Here is an 18,067-nt window from a genome sequence, read left to right on the forward strand (position 1 = left end):
GGCTGACCTTCCGAGGTGAAATAAAAAAATCCGGCGCTATGGCCGGATTTTTTTATAGGAGGCGCGTGGGTTACGGGCGGTAGACCTTCACGTTGTCAAAGCCCTGCTCTTTCAGATAGAGCGCCTGCAGCTTGCTCATCACGCCACGATCGCAATAGAGCAGATAAGTCTGCTCCCTGGGCAAGTCGCCAAAGGTGGTCGCCAGCTTGAAGAAGGGGATATGCAACACCTCGCGTCCTTCCACCACCAGCGGCTTCTCGTCACGCTCGTCGCTGGAGCGGATATCCAGCACCACTTCATCGGCGGCCAGCACCTCGGTCGTCTCGACCTCCTGCACCTGGGCGGAGGTCTCCTCGCCGATGCGGCGGATATCGAGATAACGGGCCTCGCTCACTACCTTGTCCAGGATGGCGAAGTCAAAGTTGCCCTCTTCCGCCTCGATGTTGGACAGCACGGCCTTGATGGTCGGCTTCTTGGAGATGACGCCGCAGTACTCCGGCATGGTCTCGGCAAATTCCAGGGTACCGATGCGGCGCGCCTCGGCGATGATGTCCGGCTTGTCCCAGGTGATGAGGGGACGCAGGATCACCTTGTCGGTCACCCGATCGATGACGTTCAAGTTGGTGAGCGTCTGGCTGGAAACCTGACCCACGCACTCGCCGGTCACCAGCGCCGGGATCTGGAAGGTCTCGGCCACCTGGCCGGCGGCACGCATCATCATACGCTTGAGCACCACGCCCATCTGGCCGTTGTCGATCTTCTCGAGGATCTCGGCCACTACCGGCTCGAAGTCGATGGCGGTGAAGCGCACCTTGTGGGAGGCACCGAACTTGCTCCACAGGTAATAGGCCACCTGCTTGACGCCGATCTCGTGGGCGGCTCCGCCCAGGTTGAAGAAGCAATAATGCACGCGGCAGCCACGCTTGATGAACTGGTAGGAGGCCACACCGGAATCGAAGCCGCCGGAGAGCAGGCTCAGCACGTCTTCCTGGGTCGCCATGGGGAAGCCACCCATGCCGTGGTGCACGGCGCTGATGATGTAGAGCTCATCGTTCTCCACTTCCAGATTGACCTGGATATCGGGTTTCTTCAGGCGCACGCCGGCGGTTTCGCAATGCTGGTTGAGACCGCCACCCACGTAACGCTCCAGCTCCAGGGAGCTGAAGTCATGCTTGCCGACCCGGCGGGCCCGCACGCAGAAGGTCTTGCCCTTGAGCCGATCGCCCCAGACCGCGCGAGTCTGCTCGAAGATATCGTGCAAGTCGGTGAAATTGCTCAGCTTCACCTCGAGGAAATACTGGATGCCGGGGATGCAGGCCAGGGTCTCCAGATACTGTGCGTGGAACTGGTCGTTGCGCGAGCTCACGATCAGCTTGTCCCAGTCCATCCGCACGCGGGCATCTTCGTCAAAGCGGCGCAACACGTTGCGGATGTTGCCCTGCAGCATCTTGGTGAAGCGCTGACGCACTGACTTGCTCTTGATGGTGATTTCCGGGAACAGCTTGATAATGAACTTCATGATGATGACTCGGGTGGCCTCGATTTAAGGGCGCGAATTATATCAGAAGTTTAGGGCCAGCGCCTACTGGCTGAGCGCCCGCTCACATTCCCCCGCACAATTCCCCACGCAATGTTTGCCGCCAGACGGCGATCTTGCGTATATTCCCCAGCCTGCGGCTTGGCAACAGTCTTGATAACAGACCGATTCGATGAAGACCTACATCTACTACCCCGGCATGGAAGTGCGGGATGAACTCTGGCTCAAGTTTGCCCTGATCTATCTGGAGCGGCTCGCCTTCGTCTTTACCATCAGCGAGAAGAGCGGCCTGACCACCCTGCTGGAGACCCTGCGCCAGCAGACCGATCTGCTGGCCGAGCGACCCGAGCCTGCCTTCTTTGCTGGCATCACGCCCCAAATCGAAAATCAGATTGCCGGCCTTATCGCCCCGGATTTTTCCCGCCACAAGGTGTTTGGCAACAAGGAGCTCATCGGCCGCTGGCGTCAGGGAGCCAATCACGACTGTTTCTGCCCGGCCCAGGCGGGTCTGGAGCGGCTGCACGGCTATTGTCTCGCCACCGGTTTTGCCAGCCAGGATGAGGGGGGGATCAGGATGGCGCGACGCTTCGCGAATCTGCTCTCCATGCGCCTCGCCCGTGAGTGGGCGCTCGCCAATGAGGGGGCCCTCATCACCGATCACGACTATCTGGACCGCTTGCTGCACCTGCTCGAATCCCGCTATCACAACCGGGGCGGCCAGGATTGCTTCCACCTCGAAATCCCGCTGCGAGTGCCCACTCACCTGGCCGAGATCCCCTTTGAGGAGCTCATCGCCCTGCGGGCCCGCAGCGGTTTTCGCCAGCAACTGGCGGCCTTTCATCAGGCGCTCGACGCCCTGCTCGCCATGCTGGGCAGCGGCTATGCCGACCCCGCCGTGCTGACTTGCTTCGAACAGGCCCAGCAAGGGCTCAACCTGCTGCTGGGGACCGAGACCCAGAGCCTGCCGCTCACCACCCTGGTCAGTACTGGCTTGCCAGCCATGGCGATGATCCATCGGCTCAAGGCGAGCCACCCGGATACGACACTCATCTTTCACCCCATCAAGAAGAGCCACTTCCATCAGCGCAAGAGTCAGCACTTCTTTACTCGTCTGGGGCAGGTCAAACCCTGAGCCGCTGAAGGCAATGCCTCTATCGCCCTCCACAGGCTCCTGACCTGGGCGATCGTCAATATTTTGTCGCGTCATGGTGGGCTAAAACCGAACCCCCTCCTGCTCAGGAGGGGTTTCCAGTCGAAACTCGATGCGATCGCTATTGCCCGCTTCGTCCACCACCACCAACTGGTAGCGGCCAGCGGCACTCAGCACCTGATCCCCGTCCCAGCGCAGGCGCTGACCGTTGAGAAACCAGAACGGCTTGCCGATCCCGCCCAGTACTCTGGGCTGCAGGCGGTAACGCTGGCTGCGGATGAGGTTGCCCTCCCCCAACGCCACGATGCGAATTGGCGCCTGCAGATCCGCCCCGCGCCCCTCCCCCTCGCAACCACTGGCGAGCAGCGCCTGACGCCGCTCGGCGGATTCGCGCCAGGGTTCGAGCGCCAGCGGCCACAAGGCTCGCCAGGTCGAGTTGTCGGCATCCTGGCAACGGGCCAGGGTCGGCTTGCCCTGCGCCGTCAGGGCAACCTTGCGCAGGGGGGAAGGCCAGTCCATGGGATCGGGCAGCGTCGGGGGATCCCGTTCATCGAGCAGCCAGGCGCTCTGATGCTGCAGACAGGCCTCCGACAGAGTGGCGCTCGCCCGCCGCCCCAGCGGCCAGCAGATGTCGGCCTCGCTGACGCTGTTGGGCTGCACCGGCAAGGGGCTGTTATCACCGAGGCGAGAGTAAACGGAGAGCAGCAGCGGCACCGCCGCACTCTGGCCGTAGAAGCCGGGCAAGGGGGTACCATCGGGCCGCCCGAGCCAGACCCCCAGGGTCCAGCGACTCGAGACTCCCAGCGCCCAACTGTCGCGATAGCCATAGCTGGTGCCGGTCTTCCAGGCCAGTCGGTTGACCCGCCCGGTCGCCTCGCTGGCGAAGGGTTGATCCGCCCGCCCCTGAGTGCTCAGCATCTGCCAGACGATCCAGGCGGCCCCCGGGCTCAGCAAAGGGCGCGACCGCGCTTGCTGCCCCACCAGCCAGACCGGCATCGCCACCTGCCCCTGCCGGGTGAGCGCGCTGTAGAGCGCCACCAGTTGCTCCAGTCTGATGCCTGCCGCCCCCAGTGCAATGGCGGGGTTAGGTTTATCGGACAGCGCCAGCCTGACCCCAGCATTGTCCAGCCGGTTGACCAGGGTGCCCGGCCCCAGCGCCTCCAGCACCTGCACCGCCGGTACATTGAGGGACTGCTGCAGCGCCCGGGTCAGGGTCACAGGCCCCTGAAAGGCACCGGTGAAATTGGCGGGTCTGTAGTCAGAGTCGAGACGGGGCGCATCGGAGAGCAAAGAGGCCGAGTGCACCAGCCCGGCATCCAGCGCCAGACCATAGATGAACGGCTTGAGAGTGGATCCCGGCGAGCGGATCGCCTGCACCATGTCGAGGTAGCCGTGGCGCCGCAGGTTGCCATACTCGGCGCTGCCCACATAGGCGCGCACCGCCATGGTCTGGTTGTCCACCAGCAGCAGGGCGGCGGAGGTCTGCTCCGGGAAGCGACGAATGTAGCTCGCCACCCGCGCCTCCAGCCAGCGTTGCAGATCCCCGTCTATGGTGGTGTGCACCAGGGCCCCCGGCTGGCTGTCGGCGGCGAGACGCGCAAACAGCGGCGCCTCCATCGGGGTGAAGTGGCCTCTAGCCAGCACCGGCTCGATGCGCCCCTGCTCCCAGACCGATGCGGACCAGGCTCCCTGCTTGACCAGCCGCTGCATCACCTTGTCGCGGGCGACGCGGGCCCGCTCCGGGTGTCTGTCCGGCCGGTAGCGGCTCGGGGCCTGGGGCAACACCGCCAGCAGGGCCGCCTCCGCATGGGTGAGCTTGGCCGCACTCTTGCCCAGATAGGCGAAGCTCGCCGCCTGCACCCCCTCCAGATTGCCACCAAAGGGCGCCCGGTTGAGGTAGACGGTGAGCAGGGTGCGCTTGTCATAGTGCCACTCCAGCTGCAGCGCCCGCGCCATCTGGCGCAGCTTGCCCGGGATGGATCGCTGATAGGGTTCGATGAGGCGCGCCACCTGCATGGTCAGGGTCGAACCGCCGGAGACGGCCCGTCCATAGCGCAGCCACTGCCAGACGCCGCGTACCATGGCCAGCGGGTTGACCCCGGGATGTTGCCAGAAGTGGCGATCCTCGTAGCCGAGCAGCGCCTCTATGTAGCGGGGGGAGACCTGCTCCAGGGTCACCGGATAGCGCCAGACCCCGCTGGTGTCGGCGAAGGCGCGCAGCGGCTTGCCCTGTCGGTCCAGCACCACCCGCGCATAGGCGGGATCCAGCGGCGGTGGCGGGAAGGCCCTATCCAGCGCAATCAATAGCAGCAGCCCCCCAACCAGCGCGTAGCCCCACAGGCGAAGCCAACGGGGCCACCTGCGCCAGGCGGACCATCCTCTGCGAACGCCTGCCCGGCATAGCGCCAAGTAGCTGGCCGGACGTGACGGGTCCGGCAAGGGCGACTTATTCAGAGATGATCACCTCGTGGATGTCTTGTCCGACCGCCCTAAGCTCCGGTCGGTACATGTCCTCCACCTGGGTTGGTGGCACCTGATAGCGGCCCGGTGTCACCGCCCGCATCAGGTAGACCAGTTGCTGATTGCCCCCCTCGCTCAAGTCCAGCGCCGCCGTGTAGCGATCGTCCCGGAACTCCTGATGCTTGAGGTAGTCGTTCCAGTCGCTCTGCCAGGCCGGCTTGCCTTCAATCTTCAGCTCCTCGAGCTTGATGCTGTTGCCAAGGGCCGGGTTCTCCAGCTCGAAGCCCGCCGGCAGCATCTCCACCAGCAGCGCATCGGGCACCGCCTGTTCGCTCGATACGTTCAGCCGCACCACCACCAGATCGCCGACCCGCGCCTTGGCGGGATCGAAGCGCTGCCCCTCGCCATTGAACCAGCTGCGGGTCACGCTCATGCCCTGGCTGATGCGGGCGGGTGCCTGTGTCGGGTAGCCGATCAGGGTGCGCTGCACATAGAGAGAGCCCTCGCCCTGGTTATCGACGCCGGTGACGGCCAGCGAATCCGGAGCCCCCAGCTGCCGGCTCATCTGACCGGCCAGGCGCTGTTCACCTGCGGCGCTCTCCACCCTGGCCAACCAGTCGGCGGCGGGGTCGACCTGAGCCAGGCGCAGCAGGGCAAGCCGCTCCTGGGTGCTGAGCCACTGGCGATGGGCCAGGGTGTCGGCCAGCTTGGCGCTCAACTCGGGCCAGCTCGCCTGTGCCAGCTTGTGCTGGCGCAGCAGGGCGAGCACCAGCGCCCCGTCCCGCAGGGGCGAGCCGTAATCGGCCAGATAATCCTCCCCGCGCGGGGTCGCCAGCGCTCGGTCGAGGGCCAGGGTGCCGCTCTGCTCATCCCCCATGGCCGACAGCGCCAGGGAGAGGTGCAGCAGCGGCAGGCCGGAGCGGGCGTGATCCGCCTGCTGCTCCCAGATGAGGCGCAGGGTGGAGAGCGGTGCCTTGCCGACCCGTGCCAGCACGAAGGCGCTGTAGGCCTGATAGGCCAGCCGGCTGTGCTCGGGGGCACTGCTCCAGCGCTCGCCGTACTGGCTGTCGGTGAGGTAGCTTTGCAAGCGGTTGAGGGCCTGATTGAGCATGGCCTCCGGCACGGCTTCACCCTCCTCCTTGCGGGTCAGCAGATAGTCGGCGGCGTAGGCGGTGAGCCACGGCTCCTCGTCCGAGCGCCCATCCCAAAGCCCGAAGCCGCCGCTCGGCAGCTGCAACCGTTGCAGGCGCTGCAGCAGGGCCCGCTGCACCTCGGCCTCAGCCGTCACCTTGTCCTGCTTGGGCAGAGACTGGGACCAGGCCTCGCGCTCGGCGGCCGTGGTGAGCTCATAAGGCCAGGCCCGGGACAGGGTCTGCTCCAGGCAGGCATAGGGGTATTGCGCCAACGCCTGCCACTGGGCCGCCGGATCCCAGGGCGGCGTCCCGGAGAGGCTGAGCAGCCCTTGCAGGTTGGCAGGATCCAGCCCCGCCAGCTCATCCGGAGCGAAGCTCATCTGCTGGTTTGGCGCCAGCATCTGATAACGCTGGCGGGTCTCGGCTGGCCAGGGTGATCGCAGTGGCAGCGACCACTCGCGGTTCACTTCAAAACCGTTGCCGCTGGCGGCCAGTTGCAGGCGGGCCACCCCGCTCGCCCCGCTGACATGCAGCGGCAGAGTGAGCCACTGCTCCTCGCCCTTTTTCAACGCAAGCCTTGCTGGCAGCTCGGCCCCCGCCTGCAGGCCGCCACTCAGGGTCCAGGCCAGCGACAGGGTCTGATCCTCACCGCTCATGTTGCGCAGTTGCACCAGGGCACGGGTCTCATCCCCGCGCGCACCGAAGCGTGGCCAGCCTATCTCGGCCACTAGGGGCGACACCACCTTGATGGCCCGCTCGGCCTGACCGACCTGCTGCTCATTCCAGGCCAGCGCCATCAGCGCCAGCTCACCGTTGAAGTTCGGTAGATCCAGCGGTATGACCGCCTTGCCGCTCTCATCGAAGCTCACCTCGCCGCTCCACAGCGCGGCCACCAGGGCCCGGCTCTCCAGCGCTCCGCCCTTCTTGAGGGCCGGCGCGTCGCCGCCGTAGTTGAGCCGTGCCAGCTTGCCATCCTGGGGCGGGATCACCTGACCGTAGTTATCGAACAAGTCCTGTGCGAAGCGCTTGCGTCCGAAGAAGATCTCGAAGGGATCCAGCGGCCGGTAATCGCTGATGTTGAGCACCCCTCTGTCCACCGCCGCCAGCACCACCCGGCCCCGGCTGTTCGGGGTCGAGCTGACCGCCACCTCGAGCCGAGTGAGCGGCACCGCCTTGTCCGGCGCACTCAGGGTGAGTGGCAACCGACGCGCCTCCCGGTCCAGCACCAGCGGTACCAGCCCGACCGAGCGCAGACCCTGCACCCGCTGCTGACTCACCGGCTGGGCATCGCTGTCCGGCGCCGCTATCTGGGCCGAGATATGCACGTCGTGGCGCAGCCAGTCAGGGCTGACCGGGATCTCGAACTCCCCGCGCCCCTCTGCCGCCGCGCCGCCTTCGGCTTTGAGCTCGATGCGCTGCCACCAGCGCAGGCCGTCGCCATCTTCCACCATCAGCAGCCCCTTGCCCGCACGGGGAGAGACCAGGGTCACCCTGGCCTTGTCGCCGGCCTGATAGGCGCGCTTGTCGAGGCTGATGGCTATCTTGTCCGGCCTCGCCTGCTCGCCACCACCGCCCCAGGCGTAGCTGCCTATCTCGACCCTCAGGCTGGATTGGTGGCCCTGACTGTTCTCCACCTCGAGACGATACCAGCCCACCGAGAGCGGCAGACTCAAGGGCGTCGGCCCCTTGCCATCGAGCTGCAGGGTCTGCTCCTGCTCGAGGTAGGGCTGGGGGTCATACTCGTACTTCCAGCCCTCCCCGCCCGCGTAATGCCAGTAGTAGTCCCGGTATTCGTTGATGAGGCGCACCTTCACCGCCCCCGCCACCGGTTTCCCCTGCTCATCCAGATTGAGGATCTGGAACGGCAGCGGCCTGCCCCCCTCGACCCGCTCGGCCACGAAGTCAGCCTTGAGCGCCGGCCACTGGCTCCCCGCAGGCCAACCGTACTGGGTGTGGCTGCGATTGACCGCCCGGCCACCAGGCTCGGACAGCGACACCCGATAACTCACCTCGAGGGGCCCAAGGGCCTTGAGGTCCTCCAGCTGATCCGTGAGGGCAACGCGCCCCTGCCCTTGCTCATCCAGGGTCAGGCTGACGGGCTCCAGCTCCTTGGCCTGCTCGATGAGCCGCACATCCCCCAGGGTGAACTCCTGCCACTGGGTGAAAGGCATCAGGGCGCGACTTATCTTCACCTCCGCCTTGGCCTTGGTGCCGCTGGCGGGGGCGCCATAGAGATAATCCCCTTTAAGAGGCAGCGTCAGCGCATCGGCATCGCCGAGCAGCTCCCCATCCGGCCCCTTGCCAAGCTGGAGCTTCAGCCGCTCCGGCAGAAACTCCTCCACCAGGAAGGGCCACTCGAAGCGGCTGCCGGCGGCGGTCTTGAGAACGATGTTCCAGCGCCCAAGGGGGGCATCGTCCGGCAGGCGCACGCCATAGTGCGCGGCGCCGAGGCTATCTGGCAGCAGTCGCCGCTGCTCGAGCAGCTGGCCGTCCGGTTGCTTGATCTCCAGCTCCACTGCCATGCCCGGCAACAGCTGACCATCCTGACCCTTGAGCAGGATCTCGCTGTCGAGCCGCTCGCCGGGACGATAGAGATCCCGGCCGCTGAACAGATAAAGCTGCTGGGCCTGCCAGGGCTGGGTGCCCAGATCGAACGAGGAGAGATCGAGAGCGGCACCATCGAGGCGCAGCACGGCCAGGTGCTTGCCCTGCTCGGCCAGCAGCAGGCGGGCCCCCTGGATCTGTTCGAAGCGGCGATGACCCTGCCCGTCCGTGGACTGCACCTGCAGCCGATTGCCCTTCTCATCGAGCAGGGAGAGCTGCACGTCCTTGAGGGGCGCGGCACTGGCCAGGGAGCTGACGAACACCTCCAGTTGATCCGGATAGCGACGGGCGCTGAGCCCCATGTCGCTCACCGCGAAGTAGGTGGTCTCCTTGCGCCAGTTGTAGTCGCCAAGGGGGGACATCACCGCGAAATAGACCCCGGCCTCCGCCAGTTGCGGCTCCTTCACGTTGATGAGGCGGGTCTCGCGGCGATTGGGATCGAGCGCCAGGGCGTAGCGGCCGCTGAACACCCGTTTGGCCCGCGCGCTGACCTGCTCCAGATCCCAGTTGCCCATGCCCGCCCCCGGCTTGTATTCCGCCAAAAAGCGCGGCAGATAGTCGGGCTCGATGCGGAAGAAGTCGATGTTGACCTCGTCCACGTTGATCGCGCTGATGGGCAGGCGCAGATCCTGACGCAGCGGCAACACCATGCCGCTGGCGGTGAAAGAGGCCCCCGCCACCAACGGGCGGGTCTTGAGGGTCCAGCGCTGGGGGTCAGGCCCCAGCCCGCTCTTGAGGCTCACCTCGTAGCTCTTGTTCGGCTCGACCTGCGGGAAGTAGAGGGTGCGGCCATCCTCGGCCAGGATCCAGTCCCCCTGCACCTGTTTGCCCCCCTCGCTCACGGCGAGCCAGGGTTGCCAGCTGCTGCGAGGAGCAAGCGGGGCGGAGAAAACCAGCGCCAGCGCCGGCGCGTCTCTGTATTGGCGGGCACTGGCCTGACTGACCTCCCCCGGAGCGCCGCTTGCAGGCGGTGCCCCGGACGGCGGACTGGCCGGATCCGGAGTGTCCGGACCACAACCGGCGAGCAGCGTCGCCGCCAGCAGCAGGGCCGCCCAAGGCCGGCGAACATGGGGGGCTCGAGGCAAGAGGTTGAGCTCGAAGAGGCGCATAGGTTTCATCCCCGGTGGCGTCGCCGCTGACGCGGCGCAGGAGCAAATAGAATATAGGGTTTCCAATGAACACACATCATGACATGGAGAATGCCACGCAAGAGGAATATTTCAGCACATATATCTACCCGACAGAGCCGTGGCAATATAATCCATTCGAAACCATTCCCTGGATAGCTATTTTATATATACCTTTACCCCCGTTTTCTGAACCCCAGCTAAACTGGGAGCAACAGTTCACTTGTGTGGCATGCGAGGACTCTTTATTCTCTAGCCCACTGGGGCTGTTGCACCAATCAACCAAATATCAACCGGTTAAGTTATTCTTTTTAAAATTTTGACGCCTGTGTCATCAATGAAATGACGGCATGGTGCAATACCAAGGCGCACCCTCAATGTTTGAACCCAGGTTCATTTATTACTGCGCAATCCTTACCTGCTGGCCCGGCTTTAATGTCGGGCCAAAATCGTTGTGCGCTCATCACCTGTTGGAGTGATACCAGAATGGAAAATAATGATCTCGCCGTCGTCGAAAAAAGACTGGTTGCCAGATTCCTGGATATGTTCATCAAGTTCGGTCTGATCCTGGGTCTGGCCTCCTTCTGCTTCACCGTGTTCTCCCCCTTCATGAACATGATGCTGTGGGCCCTGATCCTGGCGGTCACCCTCTATCCTCTCCATCAGCGCTTTGCCACGCGCCTTGGCGGGAAACAGGGCAAGGCATCGACCCTGCTGGTCTTGCTGGGAATACTGCTGATTGTGGCCCCTACCGTCGCCATGGTCAGCTCCCTGGGTGACAGCGTCAGCACCCTGGTCGACAAGGTGGACAACAACACCCTGGTGATCCCTGCCCCCTCCGCCGACATCGCCAACCTTCCGCTGGTGGGTGTCAAGCTGCACGCCATCTGGCTGAAAGCCTCGGTAGACTTGCCTAGCCTCATCATCAGCTACAAGCCGCAGCTGGGGGATCTTGCCAAGCAGGTGGTCGGCATGCTGGCCAGCATGGGTGGCGGCTTGCTGGGCTTCGTCGCCTCCTTCATCGTGGCGGGCATCATCATGGCCTGGGGTGCTCCGGGCGCGCTGAGTGCCAACCGCATCGCCATCCGCATCACCGATGAGCGCAAGGGCAACGCCCTGACCAAGCTGTGCACCAGCACCATCCGGGCGGTGGCCCAGGGGGTGATCGGCGTGGCCTTCATCCAGGCCTTGCTGGCCGGCATCATCATGTCACTGGCGGGGATCCCGGCCGTGGGCATCTTCTTCATCCTGGCCCTCATCCTCGGCATCGCCCAGGTTCCGGTCATCCTGGTCACCGGCCCCGTCATCGCCTACATGTGGATGGCAGGGGATCACGGCACCCTGGTCAACATCATCTACTCGGTGCTGCTGGTCATTGCCGGCATGGCTGACAACGTGCTCAAGCCGCTGCTGCTGGGACGCGGGGTCGATGCCCCCATGCCGGTAGTGCTGCTCGGCGCCCTTGGCGGCATGGCCACCAGCGGCATCCTCGGCATGTTCATCGGCGCCACCATGCTCTCCATCGGCTATCGCATCTTCATGGCCTGGGTCAACGAAGGCCAGGCCAGCGCGGAAAAATAACCCCATGGTCATCGCCCTTCCCTCCATGCGCCCCCTGTTTACAGGGGGCGCATGCCTGTTGCTCAGCGCCTGTACCGTGCTCGGCCCCGACTACCAGACACCCCAGATCAAGGAGATGTCCGGCTGGCACAGCGCCAGCGAGAGCCAGCAGACGACTGCGGCTGCCGACTACCGCCTGTGGTGGCAGCAGCTCGGGGATCCCGTGCTGAGCGCCCTGGTGGAAGAGGCCCTGCAGAAGAACCCGGATGTGCGGATCGCGGGTCTGCGCATCCTCGAGGCCCAGGCCCAGCTCGGCATCGCCGAGAGCCTGCTAGGCCCCCAGGCCACCATAGGCACCGCTGAGTGGCTGCGTGGCAATCAGCGCAGCGATGGCCGTGAAATCTCGGGCAGCACTTACGGCGCCGGCTTCAACCTCGGTTGGGAGCTCGACTTCTGGGGCAAGTTCCAACGCGGCATCGAGTCGGCTGACGCCAACTACTTCGCCACCCTGGCCCAGTACGACGACGTCCAGGTGCTGATGATCGCCCAGGTGGCCCAGCTCTATGTGAGCATCAGAACCGTCGAGGCCAGGCTCCAGATCGCCCATGAAAACGCCCGCATACAGCAGCGCAGTCTGGAGATCACCGAGCGGCTGTTCAAGAGCGGCAACAGCGCCGAGCTGGATGTGCAACAGGCCAAGACCCAGTATCTGGGCACCCTCTCTGGCATACCCCAGCTCGAAACCAACCTGCGCCAGAGCCAAAATGCCCTGAGCACCCTGCTCGCGAGGGCGCCGGGCCCGCTGCCCGAAATGATCGCCAACACCGGCCAGATCCCCCAGGGCAAGCTCGCCCTGGTCGCCGAGATGCCGGCAGACTTGCTGCGCCGTCGTCCCGACGTGCGGGTCGCGGAGCGGCAGCTGGCCGCCCAATCGGCCCTGATCGGTGTCGCCGAGACCGAGCTTTATCCCTCCATCACCCTGCTCGGCACTCTGGGACTCAGCGCCACCAGCGGCAGCAGCGAGACCTTCTCCTGGGCCGCCGGACCCTCGCTGAGCTGGAATCTGCTCGATCAGGGCCGGCTCGGCAACCAGATCCTGGTACAGGACGCCCGCTTCCAGCAGCTCCATGAGCGCTATCGCGACGCCGTGTTCAAAGCCGCCCGCGAGGTGGATGACGCGGCCGTGGGCTACGCCAACGGCCAGGATGAGGTCGCCCTGCTGACCCAGACCGGTGAGGCGGCGCGTCGCTCCCTCGATATCGCCAACACCCAGTACCGCGAGGGGATGGCCGACTTCCAGCGGGTGCTCGACTCCCAGCGCGCCCTGTTCAACCAGCAGGAGCGTCTGGTCAACAGCCGTGGCGCCCAGATGCGCGACCTCATCACGCTCTACAAGGCGTTGGGTGGTGGCTGGGAGCAGGGGCGCTCACGCCCCCTGGTGACTCCAGAGGTGGAAGCCCAGCTGCGCCAGCGCGACGACTGGGCGCCTCTGCTCGACGCGACCCAGCCTCAGCCTCAAATCCAGCCCCAGAAGGTAACATCGAATGACTGACAGCACTGCTTCTCCCGGTCAGGCCAGCCGCCGCGCCACCCTCGGGCTGTTAGGCTTGATAGCCCTCCTGCTTGGCTGGTATCTGCTGGCCGACCGGCTCACCCCCTACAGCTCCCAGGCCCGGGTGCAGGCCTTCGTGGTCCCCGTCGCCGCCGAGGTATCCGGTCAGATCAAGCAGGTCTATGTCCGCGACAATCAGGACGTCGACGCCGGCGCCCCGCTGTTCGAGATCGATCCCGAGCCCTATGACATCGCGCTGGCCAAGGCACGCTCCGATTACCAGACGGTGCTGAGCGGGGTCAAGGCGAGCGGTGAAGGGGTCAAGGCGGCCGAAGCGGCGCTGCAGGCCATGCGCGCTGCCTATAACAACGCCGCCAAGGATGCCGAGCGTCAGGAGCGGCTCTATCGGGAAGATCCGGGTGCCATCTCGGTGCGCCGCCTCGAGGTGGCACAGGCCACCCGTGAGACAGCCAAGAGTCAGGTGGCGGCGGCCGAAGCCGACGTGCGCCGCGCCATCGAGGCGGCCGGCGTGAACGGCGACAACAACTCCCAGCTGCTCAGTGCCCGCTCGGCAGTGCACAAGGCCGAGCTGGATCGCAAGAACACCCTGATGGTGGCGCCCGGTCGCGGCCTCATCACCGACTTGAGCACGGATGCCGGCCAGTTCATCGGGGCCGGGGCACCGGCCATGACCCTGATCGCCATTCACGACGTCTGGCTGTCGGCGGATCTCACTGAGAACAACCTCGGCAACATTCAGCCGGGGGACAGGGTCGCCATCCTGCTGGACAGCCTGCCCGGTCGCCTGTTCGAGGGCGAGGTGCGCAGCATCGGTTACGGGGTGAGTGACGGCAAGAGCCAGCCGGCGGGTTCCCTGCCGACGGTGGACAACAACCGTGACTGGCTGCGTCAGGCCCAGCGTTTCCCGGTCAAGATCGCCTTCAAGGCAGAGGATCTTCCTCCGGTCGAGGCGCTGCGGGTGGGCGGTCAGGCCGACGTGCTGGTCTATGCCGGTGAGAGCTGGGTGATGAACCTGCTGGGCTCGCTCTATATCCGCCTGATGAGCCTCTGCTCCTTCCTCTATTGAGGCGCCCTATGCATAACGCCGACAGGGCTGTACTGCGGATTGGCACGGGCATCGCCCTCGCCACCCTGATCTGCTATGGGCTGGCCCTGCCCATGCCCCACCTCGGGGTCATCATGGCCTGGGTGGTACTGTGCAAACCCGGAGAGGCCCTTGGCCTGAAGAAAGGCGTGGCTGGTGCCCTGCTGTTGCTGGGGGTCATGATTGGCGGCGTGCTCTTGGTGCCTCTCCTGACCCACTATGCCCTGGCGGCCGTGCTGCTCGTCTGCCTGCTGCTCTACCTGCTGATGCAACAGGCGATGGCGGGCAAGGGCGCCTCCGCCATGCTGCTCATCATGGCCATCACGGTGATCCCGGTGGCCGGCCTCATCGAGCAGGCGCTGGCCATCGCCATCGCCCAGATGATGGCGGTAGGGATCCTGGTGGGCACCCTGGTCAACCGGCTGGCCCACGGCCTGTTCCCACCCCAACCGGTAGCCGGCGCCGTGGCCAGGCCCCAGCCTGCTCCCCCGGAGCACCCCGAGCGACTGGCGCTGCGCGCCGTGGCCATCGTGCTGCCGGTCTGGCTGCTGGCCCTCGGCAATCCGGCTTTCTATATTCCGGCCGTGATGAAGACGGTGACCCTGGCCCAGCAGAGCGGCTCCCTCACCGCCAAGCAGGCGGGCCGGGAGCTGGTGCTGTCGACCCTGATGGGGGCGCTGATCGCCTTCGTGCTCTGGCTGGGGCTCGGTCTCTGGCCCTCTTTGCTGATGTTGGTGCTGCTGCTGGCGCTGATGACGCTCTGGCTGGCGCGCCGCTTGGTGCGACTGGTGGCGAGTCGCTTCCCGCCGTCATTCTGGAGCAATGCCTGGATCACCGCGCTCATCCTGTTTGGCCCGGCGATCGAGGATAGCGCCAGTGGCAAGGACGTGTGGCTGGCCGCCGCGATGCGCTGCGGCCTCTATCTGTTGGTGGCTGGCTACGGCTGGCTCTGTATGCTGCTGCTCGAGCAGTGCTGGCCAGCCGGCCGGCCATTGGCAGAAGCCAAGTTAGGAGACTGACATGTTTCATATTTTTCTGATCGGCATCCCGGTGATCCTGGTCAACATGCTACTGCAATCCCTGGTCTCCGTCTGGTGCATCCGCTTCTACATCAAGCGGTTCGGTGAACAGGAGAGAGCGCTCGCCGGGGTGCTCGCGCTGTTTGGCATCATTACCCTGGTGATGCTGGGCAACCTGGCCCAGATCGTGATCTGGGGCAGCCTGTTCCTCTGGCTGGGGGAGTTCAACACCCTGCAAGAGGCCGTCTATCACTCGGGGGTCAACTTCGCCACCCTCGGCTATGGCGACATCGTCATGAGTGCGCAGTGGAAGCTGCTGGGCCCCCTCGAGGCGGTCAACGGCGCCCTGATGATCGGCCTCTCCGGCGCCTGTATGCTGGCGGTGCTGCAGCACCATCTGCGCAAGCAGTTGCCCTAACCTCGCAGGTAGTCTGTCTCTCGCAGGACAATAAAAGAGGAGGGAGAGCTTATTAGCTCTCCCTCCTCTTTTCTCGATGAACATCACCCATTCATCCTGAGTACTCGGCTCTGTCATCAGGTTGCGGCAAGCAACTCGACCTTGACGGCAGCCCCCTTGCGCCTGATCTCTCGCAACAGCAAGGTGGAGATGACAGTTCCGGCAAAAGCGAAGCACGCCATGATGCCGAACACTATCTGATACCCCAGCAGACCGCTGTATTGATCCAGCAAATTACCATACAGGCTGAAGCAGAACATGGCCGGGGCATAACCGATGAAGCTCCCCATCGCCATGGCTGAGCCGATATGCTCCTCCTTGACCCTGGCCTCGCCGATGGGAGCAAAGAAGACGGCACGCTGGGTGAAGACCACGGTACCAAAGCCCAGGGTGCAGGCCATGCCGAGGTAGACGGACATCTGCTCATGGGGCAGAACGATCAGCAGGCCGAGCATTACAGTGCTGACCATGAAGCTGTAACAGAGATAACGGCTGGGGGACTTCAATACTTTGTCCGCTATGATGCCACCAATGGGACCACCGACCATCTTCAGACAATACTGATTGATGATGCCATAGGCACCGACCAGGGCCACCGGCAGGGCGTAAATCTTGCTCAGGAAGGGAATGAAGAAGGTCAGACCGCAATAAACGGCGTAGACGCAGAAGATGTTGAGGGCGATGAGCCACACCAGTTTGTCCTTCAGTACCGATGAGATGTCACTGGCAGGTGCTTCCTTCTGCTCGATGTTGACTTTCACCTCGTCGTTCATCAGGAACAGGATTCCGACCCCCACCACGATCACGATGCAGGAATAGAACAGGATGCCGGCACGAAAACCGTTTAGGCCACTGCCAAAATAGGCAAACACACCCAACGCACAAAACGCGATGATTGTATCCACCATTCCTCGCCCGGTTTCAAAAAAACCGAATAACCTTCCCTGCTGGGTGTTATCCCCCAGCAAGCTGACCGACTTGAGCAGAACGGGCCAATTCAACATGTCACATGTCACACCAAACAAGGCCCAAATCAGCAATATGCTCCAATAACCCGGCATAGTTGAAAGATACAGACCCAATAAACCAGTGGCAATCAGAGAAATTGCCATGGTGTATTTCTTAGGTAGTTTATCAGTAAAATAAATTGAAAAGAAAAACCCCAAGGTTGCCACCACGGAGTTGACTGACATGGCATTACCGATTTGCCCATTGGTCAGCTGGAAATACTCCTGCATGGGAATATAGAAGGCATCTTTTAATGATGGCAGTTTATAAATAGTCCCGCCGCACAGCGTGAGCAGGCTAAAAATAGCCCATCTCTTTTTAGTGAGCATAGCAATATCTCTTATTTAATATTATGGGAAGTGTAGGGGTATGGATTTAATTAAGAATGGCTTCGGCCTGTACCACCAATTTTTTCAAGACGGTTCTGACATGTTCAATCTGACAGAGAGCATCTTGCTGCTCTTGTATTAGGCGTGCTGATAATAGATGTGCTTCTGGCAAGGTTGTCTCACTCATTTCACGCCATGGGATCCAGGGATCATTGCCCTCATCACTGAACCTAAATGCCGGCGCATAATAATCAACTTCTTCTTCCAGTCCATAAGCCAGGACCTGCGGCATCTCTTCCCCCAAACAAATTAACTGCTTCAACAGCTCTTCAAATGGCATATCACCAGTCCCAGATGCACAGGCTATATGCCCAAGGCCAGTTCCCTCCGGTATTATCTTGGCATCCTTGATATGCACGTGTGCAATCAGAGGAGCCATGATATGCAGCGCCTCGAGAGGCTGCTCGTTGGCATTGATCATGTTGCCAAAATCAAACAACAGGGAGAGAGAATCGATGCCGCTTTCCTGCACCAGCTGCACCAGTTCGCTCGACTTCAGATCCTCATGCTGCTCTATGGTGAAGGACAACTCCCGATGGCCGTGCTGTTGCCGAATATGCGCCAGGTCGTCCCTGATGCGCGCCAATACAGTCGACAGATTCCCCTCATAGCGAGGATAGAAACGCAGTGAAGTGGCGCCTATCTTCTCCGCAACGGTCACAGCCTCATCGATCTCCGACGGCGCGGAGGAGCTGATCTCCAGATTGATATCCAGCCCCAACTGCCCGGCTTTGCGACGAAAGGCCGCCAGCTCCTGGTCGCTCATGCACTTCAGGGAACGACTCTCCCCATCCAGGATGTGGATCTTGACCCCATGTAGCCCCTGCTGATGGGCAATATCCAGTAGATCGGCCGGCAGGATCTGCTCCAGACGCATGTTCATATGAAAAGAATATGCGTGCAGATAGAGCGGAAGTGATGCCTGCCGTTCAAGGATTTTTCTGGCCTGAATTGCGTTCATATTTA

The 18,067-nt window shown here is 63.2% G+C and carries 11 protein-coding genes; 6 read left to right on the forward strand and 5 right to left on the reverse strand.

Annotated elements, in window-relative coordinates:
• Positions 1-70: 70 nt before the first annotated feature.
• The gene (gene thiI, locus ACZ9IL_RS09820; RefSeq protein WP_476003347.1) at positions 71-1,519 is read right to left on the reverse strand and encodes a tRNA uracil 4-sulfurtransferase ThiI; all 1,449 of its coding nucleotides are present in this window, start codon (positions 1,517-1,519) and stop codon (positions 71-73) included.
• Between the two features lie 190 nt (positions 1,520-1,709).
• Between thiI and ACZ9IL_RS09825 the strand changes: the two genes are divergently transcribed.
• On the forward strand, positions 1,710-2,669 hold the full coding sequence (locus tag ACZ9IL_RS09825; protein WP_476003348.1) for a hypothetical protein: 960 nt from the start codon (positions 1,710-1,712) through the stop codon (positions 2,667-2,669).
• Between the two features lie 81 nt (positions 2,670-2,750).
• Here ACZ9IL_RS09825 and pbpC read toward each other — a convergent pair whose 3' ends face one another.
• On the reverse strand, positions 2,751-5,126 hold the full coding sequence (pbpC, locus tag ACZ9IL_RS09830; protein WP_476003349.1) for a penicillin-binding protein 1C: 2,376 nt from the start codon (positions 5,124-5,126) through the stop codon (positions 2,751-2,753).
• A gap of 7 nt (positions 5,127-5,133) precedes the next feature.
• The gene (locus ACZ9IL_RS09835; protein WP_476003350.1) at positions 5,134-9,993 is read right to left on the reverse strand and encodes an alpha-2-macroglobulin family protein; all 4,860 of its coding nucleotides are present in this window, start codon (positions 9,991-9,993) and stop codon (positions 5,134-5,136) included.
• A 504-nt stretch (positions 9,994-10,497) separates the two neighbouring features.
• Between ACZ9IL_RS09835 and ACZ9IL_RS09840 the strand changes: the two genes are divergently transcribed.
• The 5 genes from ACZ9IL_RS09840 to ACZ9IL_RS09860 are packed head-to-tail and all read left to right on the forward strand — an operon-like array spanning position 10,498 to position 15,665.
• Positions 10,498-11,592, forward strand: a complete 1,095-nt coding sequence (locus ACZ9IL_RS09840) for an AI-2E family transporter (RefSeq protein WP_476003351.1) — start codon at positions 10,498-10,500, stop codon at positions 11,590-11,592.
• A gap of 4 nt (positions 11,593-11,596) precedes the next feature.
• Positions 11,597-13,123, forward strand: a complete 1,527-nt coding sequence (locus ACZ9IL_RS09845) for an efflux transporter outer membrane subunit (protein WP_476003352.1) — start codon at positions 11,597-11,599, stop codon at positions 13,121-13,123.
• The gene (locus tag ACZ9IL_RS09850) at positions 13,116-14,210 is read left to right on the forward strand and encodes an HlyD family secretion protein (RefSeq protein ID WP_476003353.1); all 1,095 of its coding nucleotides are present in this window, start codon (positions 13,116-13,118) and stop codon (positions 14,208-14,210) included. Before ACZ9IL_RS09845 ends, ACZ9IL_RS09850 begins: the two co-directional genes overlap by 8 nt.
• Before the next feature lie 8 nt (positions 14,211-14,218).
• On the forward strand, positions 14,219-15,247 hold the full coding sequence (locus ACZ9IL_RS09855) for a hypothetical protein (protein ID WP_476003354.1): 1,029 nt from the start codon (positions 14,219-14,221) through the stop codon (positions 15,245-15,247).
• Between the two features lies 1 nt (position 15,248).
• The gene (locus tag ACZ9IL_RS09860) at positions 15,249-15,665 is read left to right on the forward strand and encodes an ion channel (protein ID WP_476003355.1); all 417 of its coding nucleotides are present in this window, start codon (positions 15,249-15,251) and stop codon (positions 15,663-15,665) included.
• A 116-nt stretch (positions 15,666-15,781) separates the two neighbouring features.
• Here the strand turns inward: ACZ9IL_RS09860 and ACZ9IL_RS09865 are convergent, their stop codons facing one another.
• Entirely contained in the window at positions 15,782-17,041 is a 1,260-nt protein-coding gene (locus ACZ9IL_RS09865) for an MFS transporter (protein WP_476003356.1), read from the reverse strand.
• A 46-nt stretch (positions 17,042-17,087) separates the two neighbouring features.
• Positions 17,088-18,062, reverse strand: coding sequence for a sugar phosphate isomerase/epimerase family protein (locus ACZ9IL_RS09870; RefSeq protein WP_476003357.1), 975 nt, complete (start codon positions 18,060-18,062; stop codon positions 17,088-17,090).
• Positions 18,063-18,067: the final 5 nt, after the last annotated feature.

Source organism: Aeromonas sp. TECH754, from assembly GCF_056279295.1.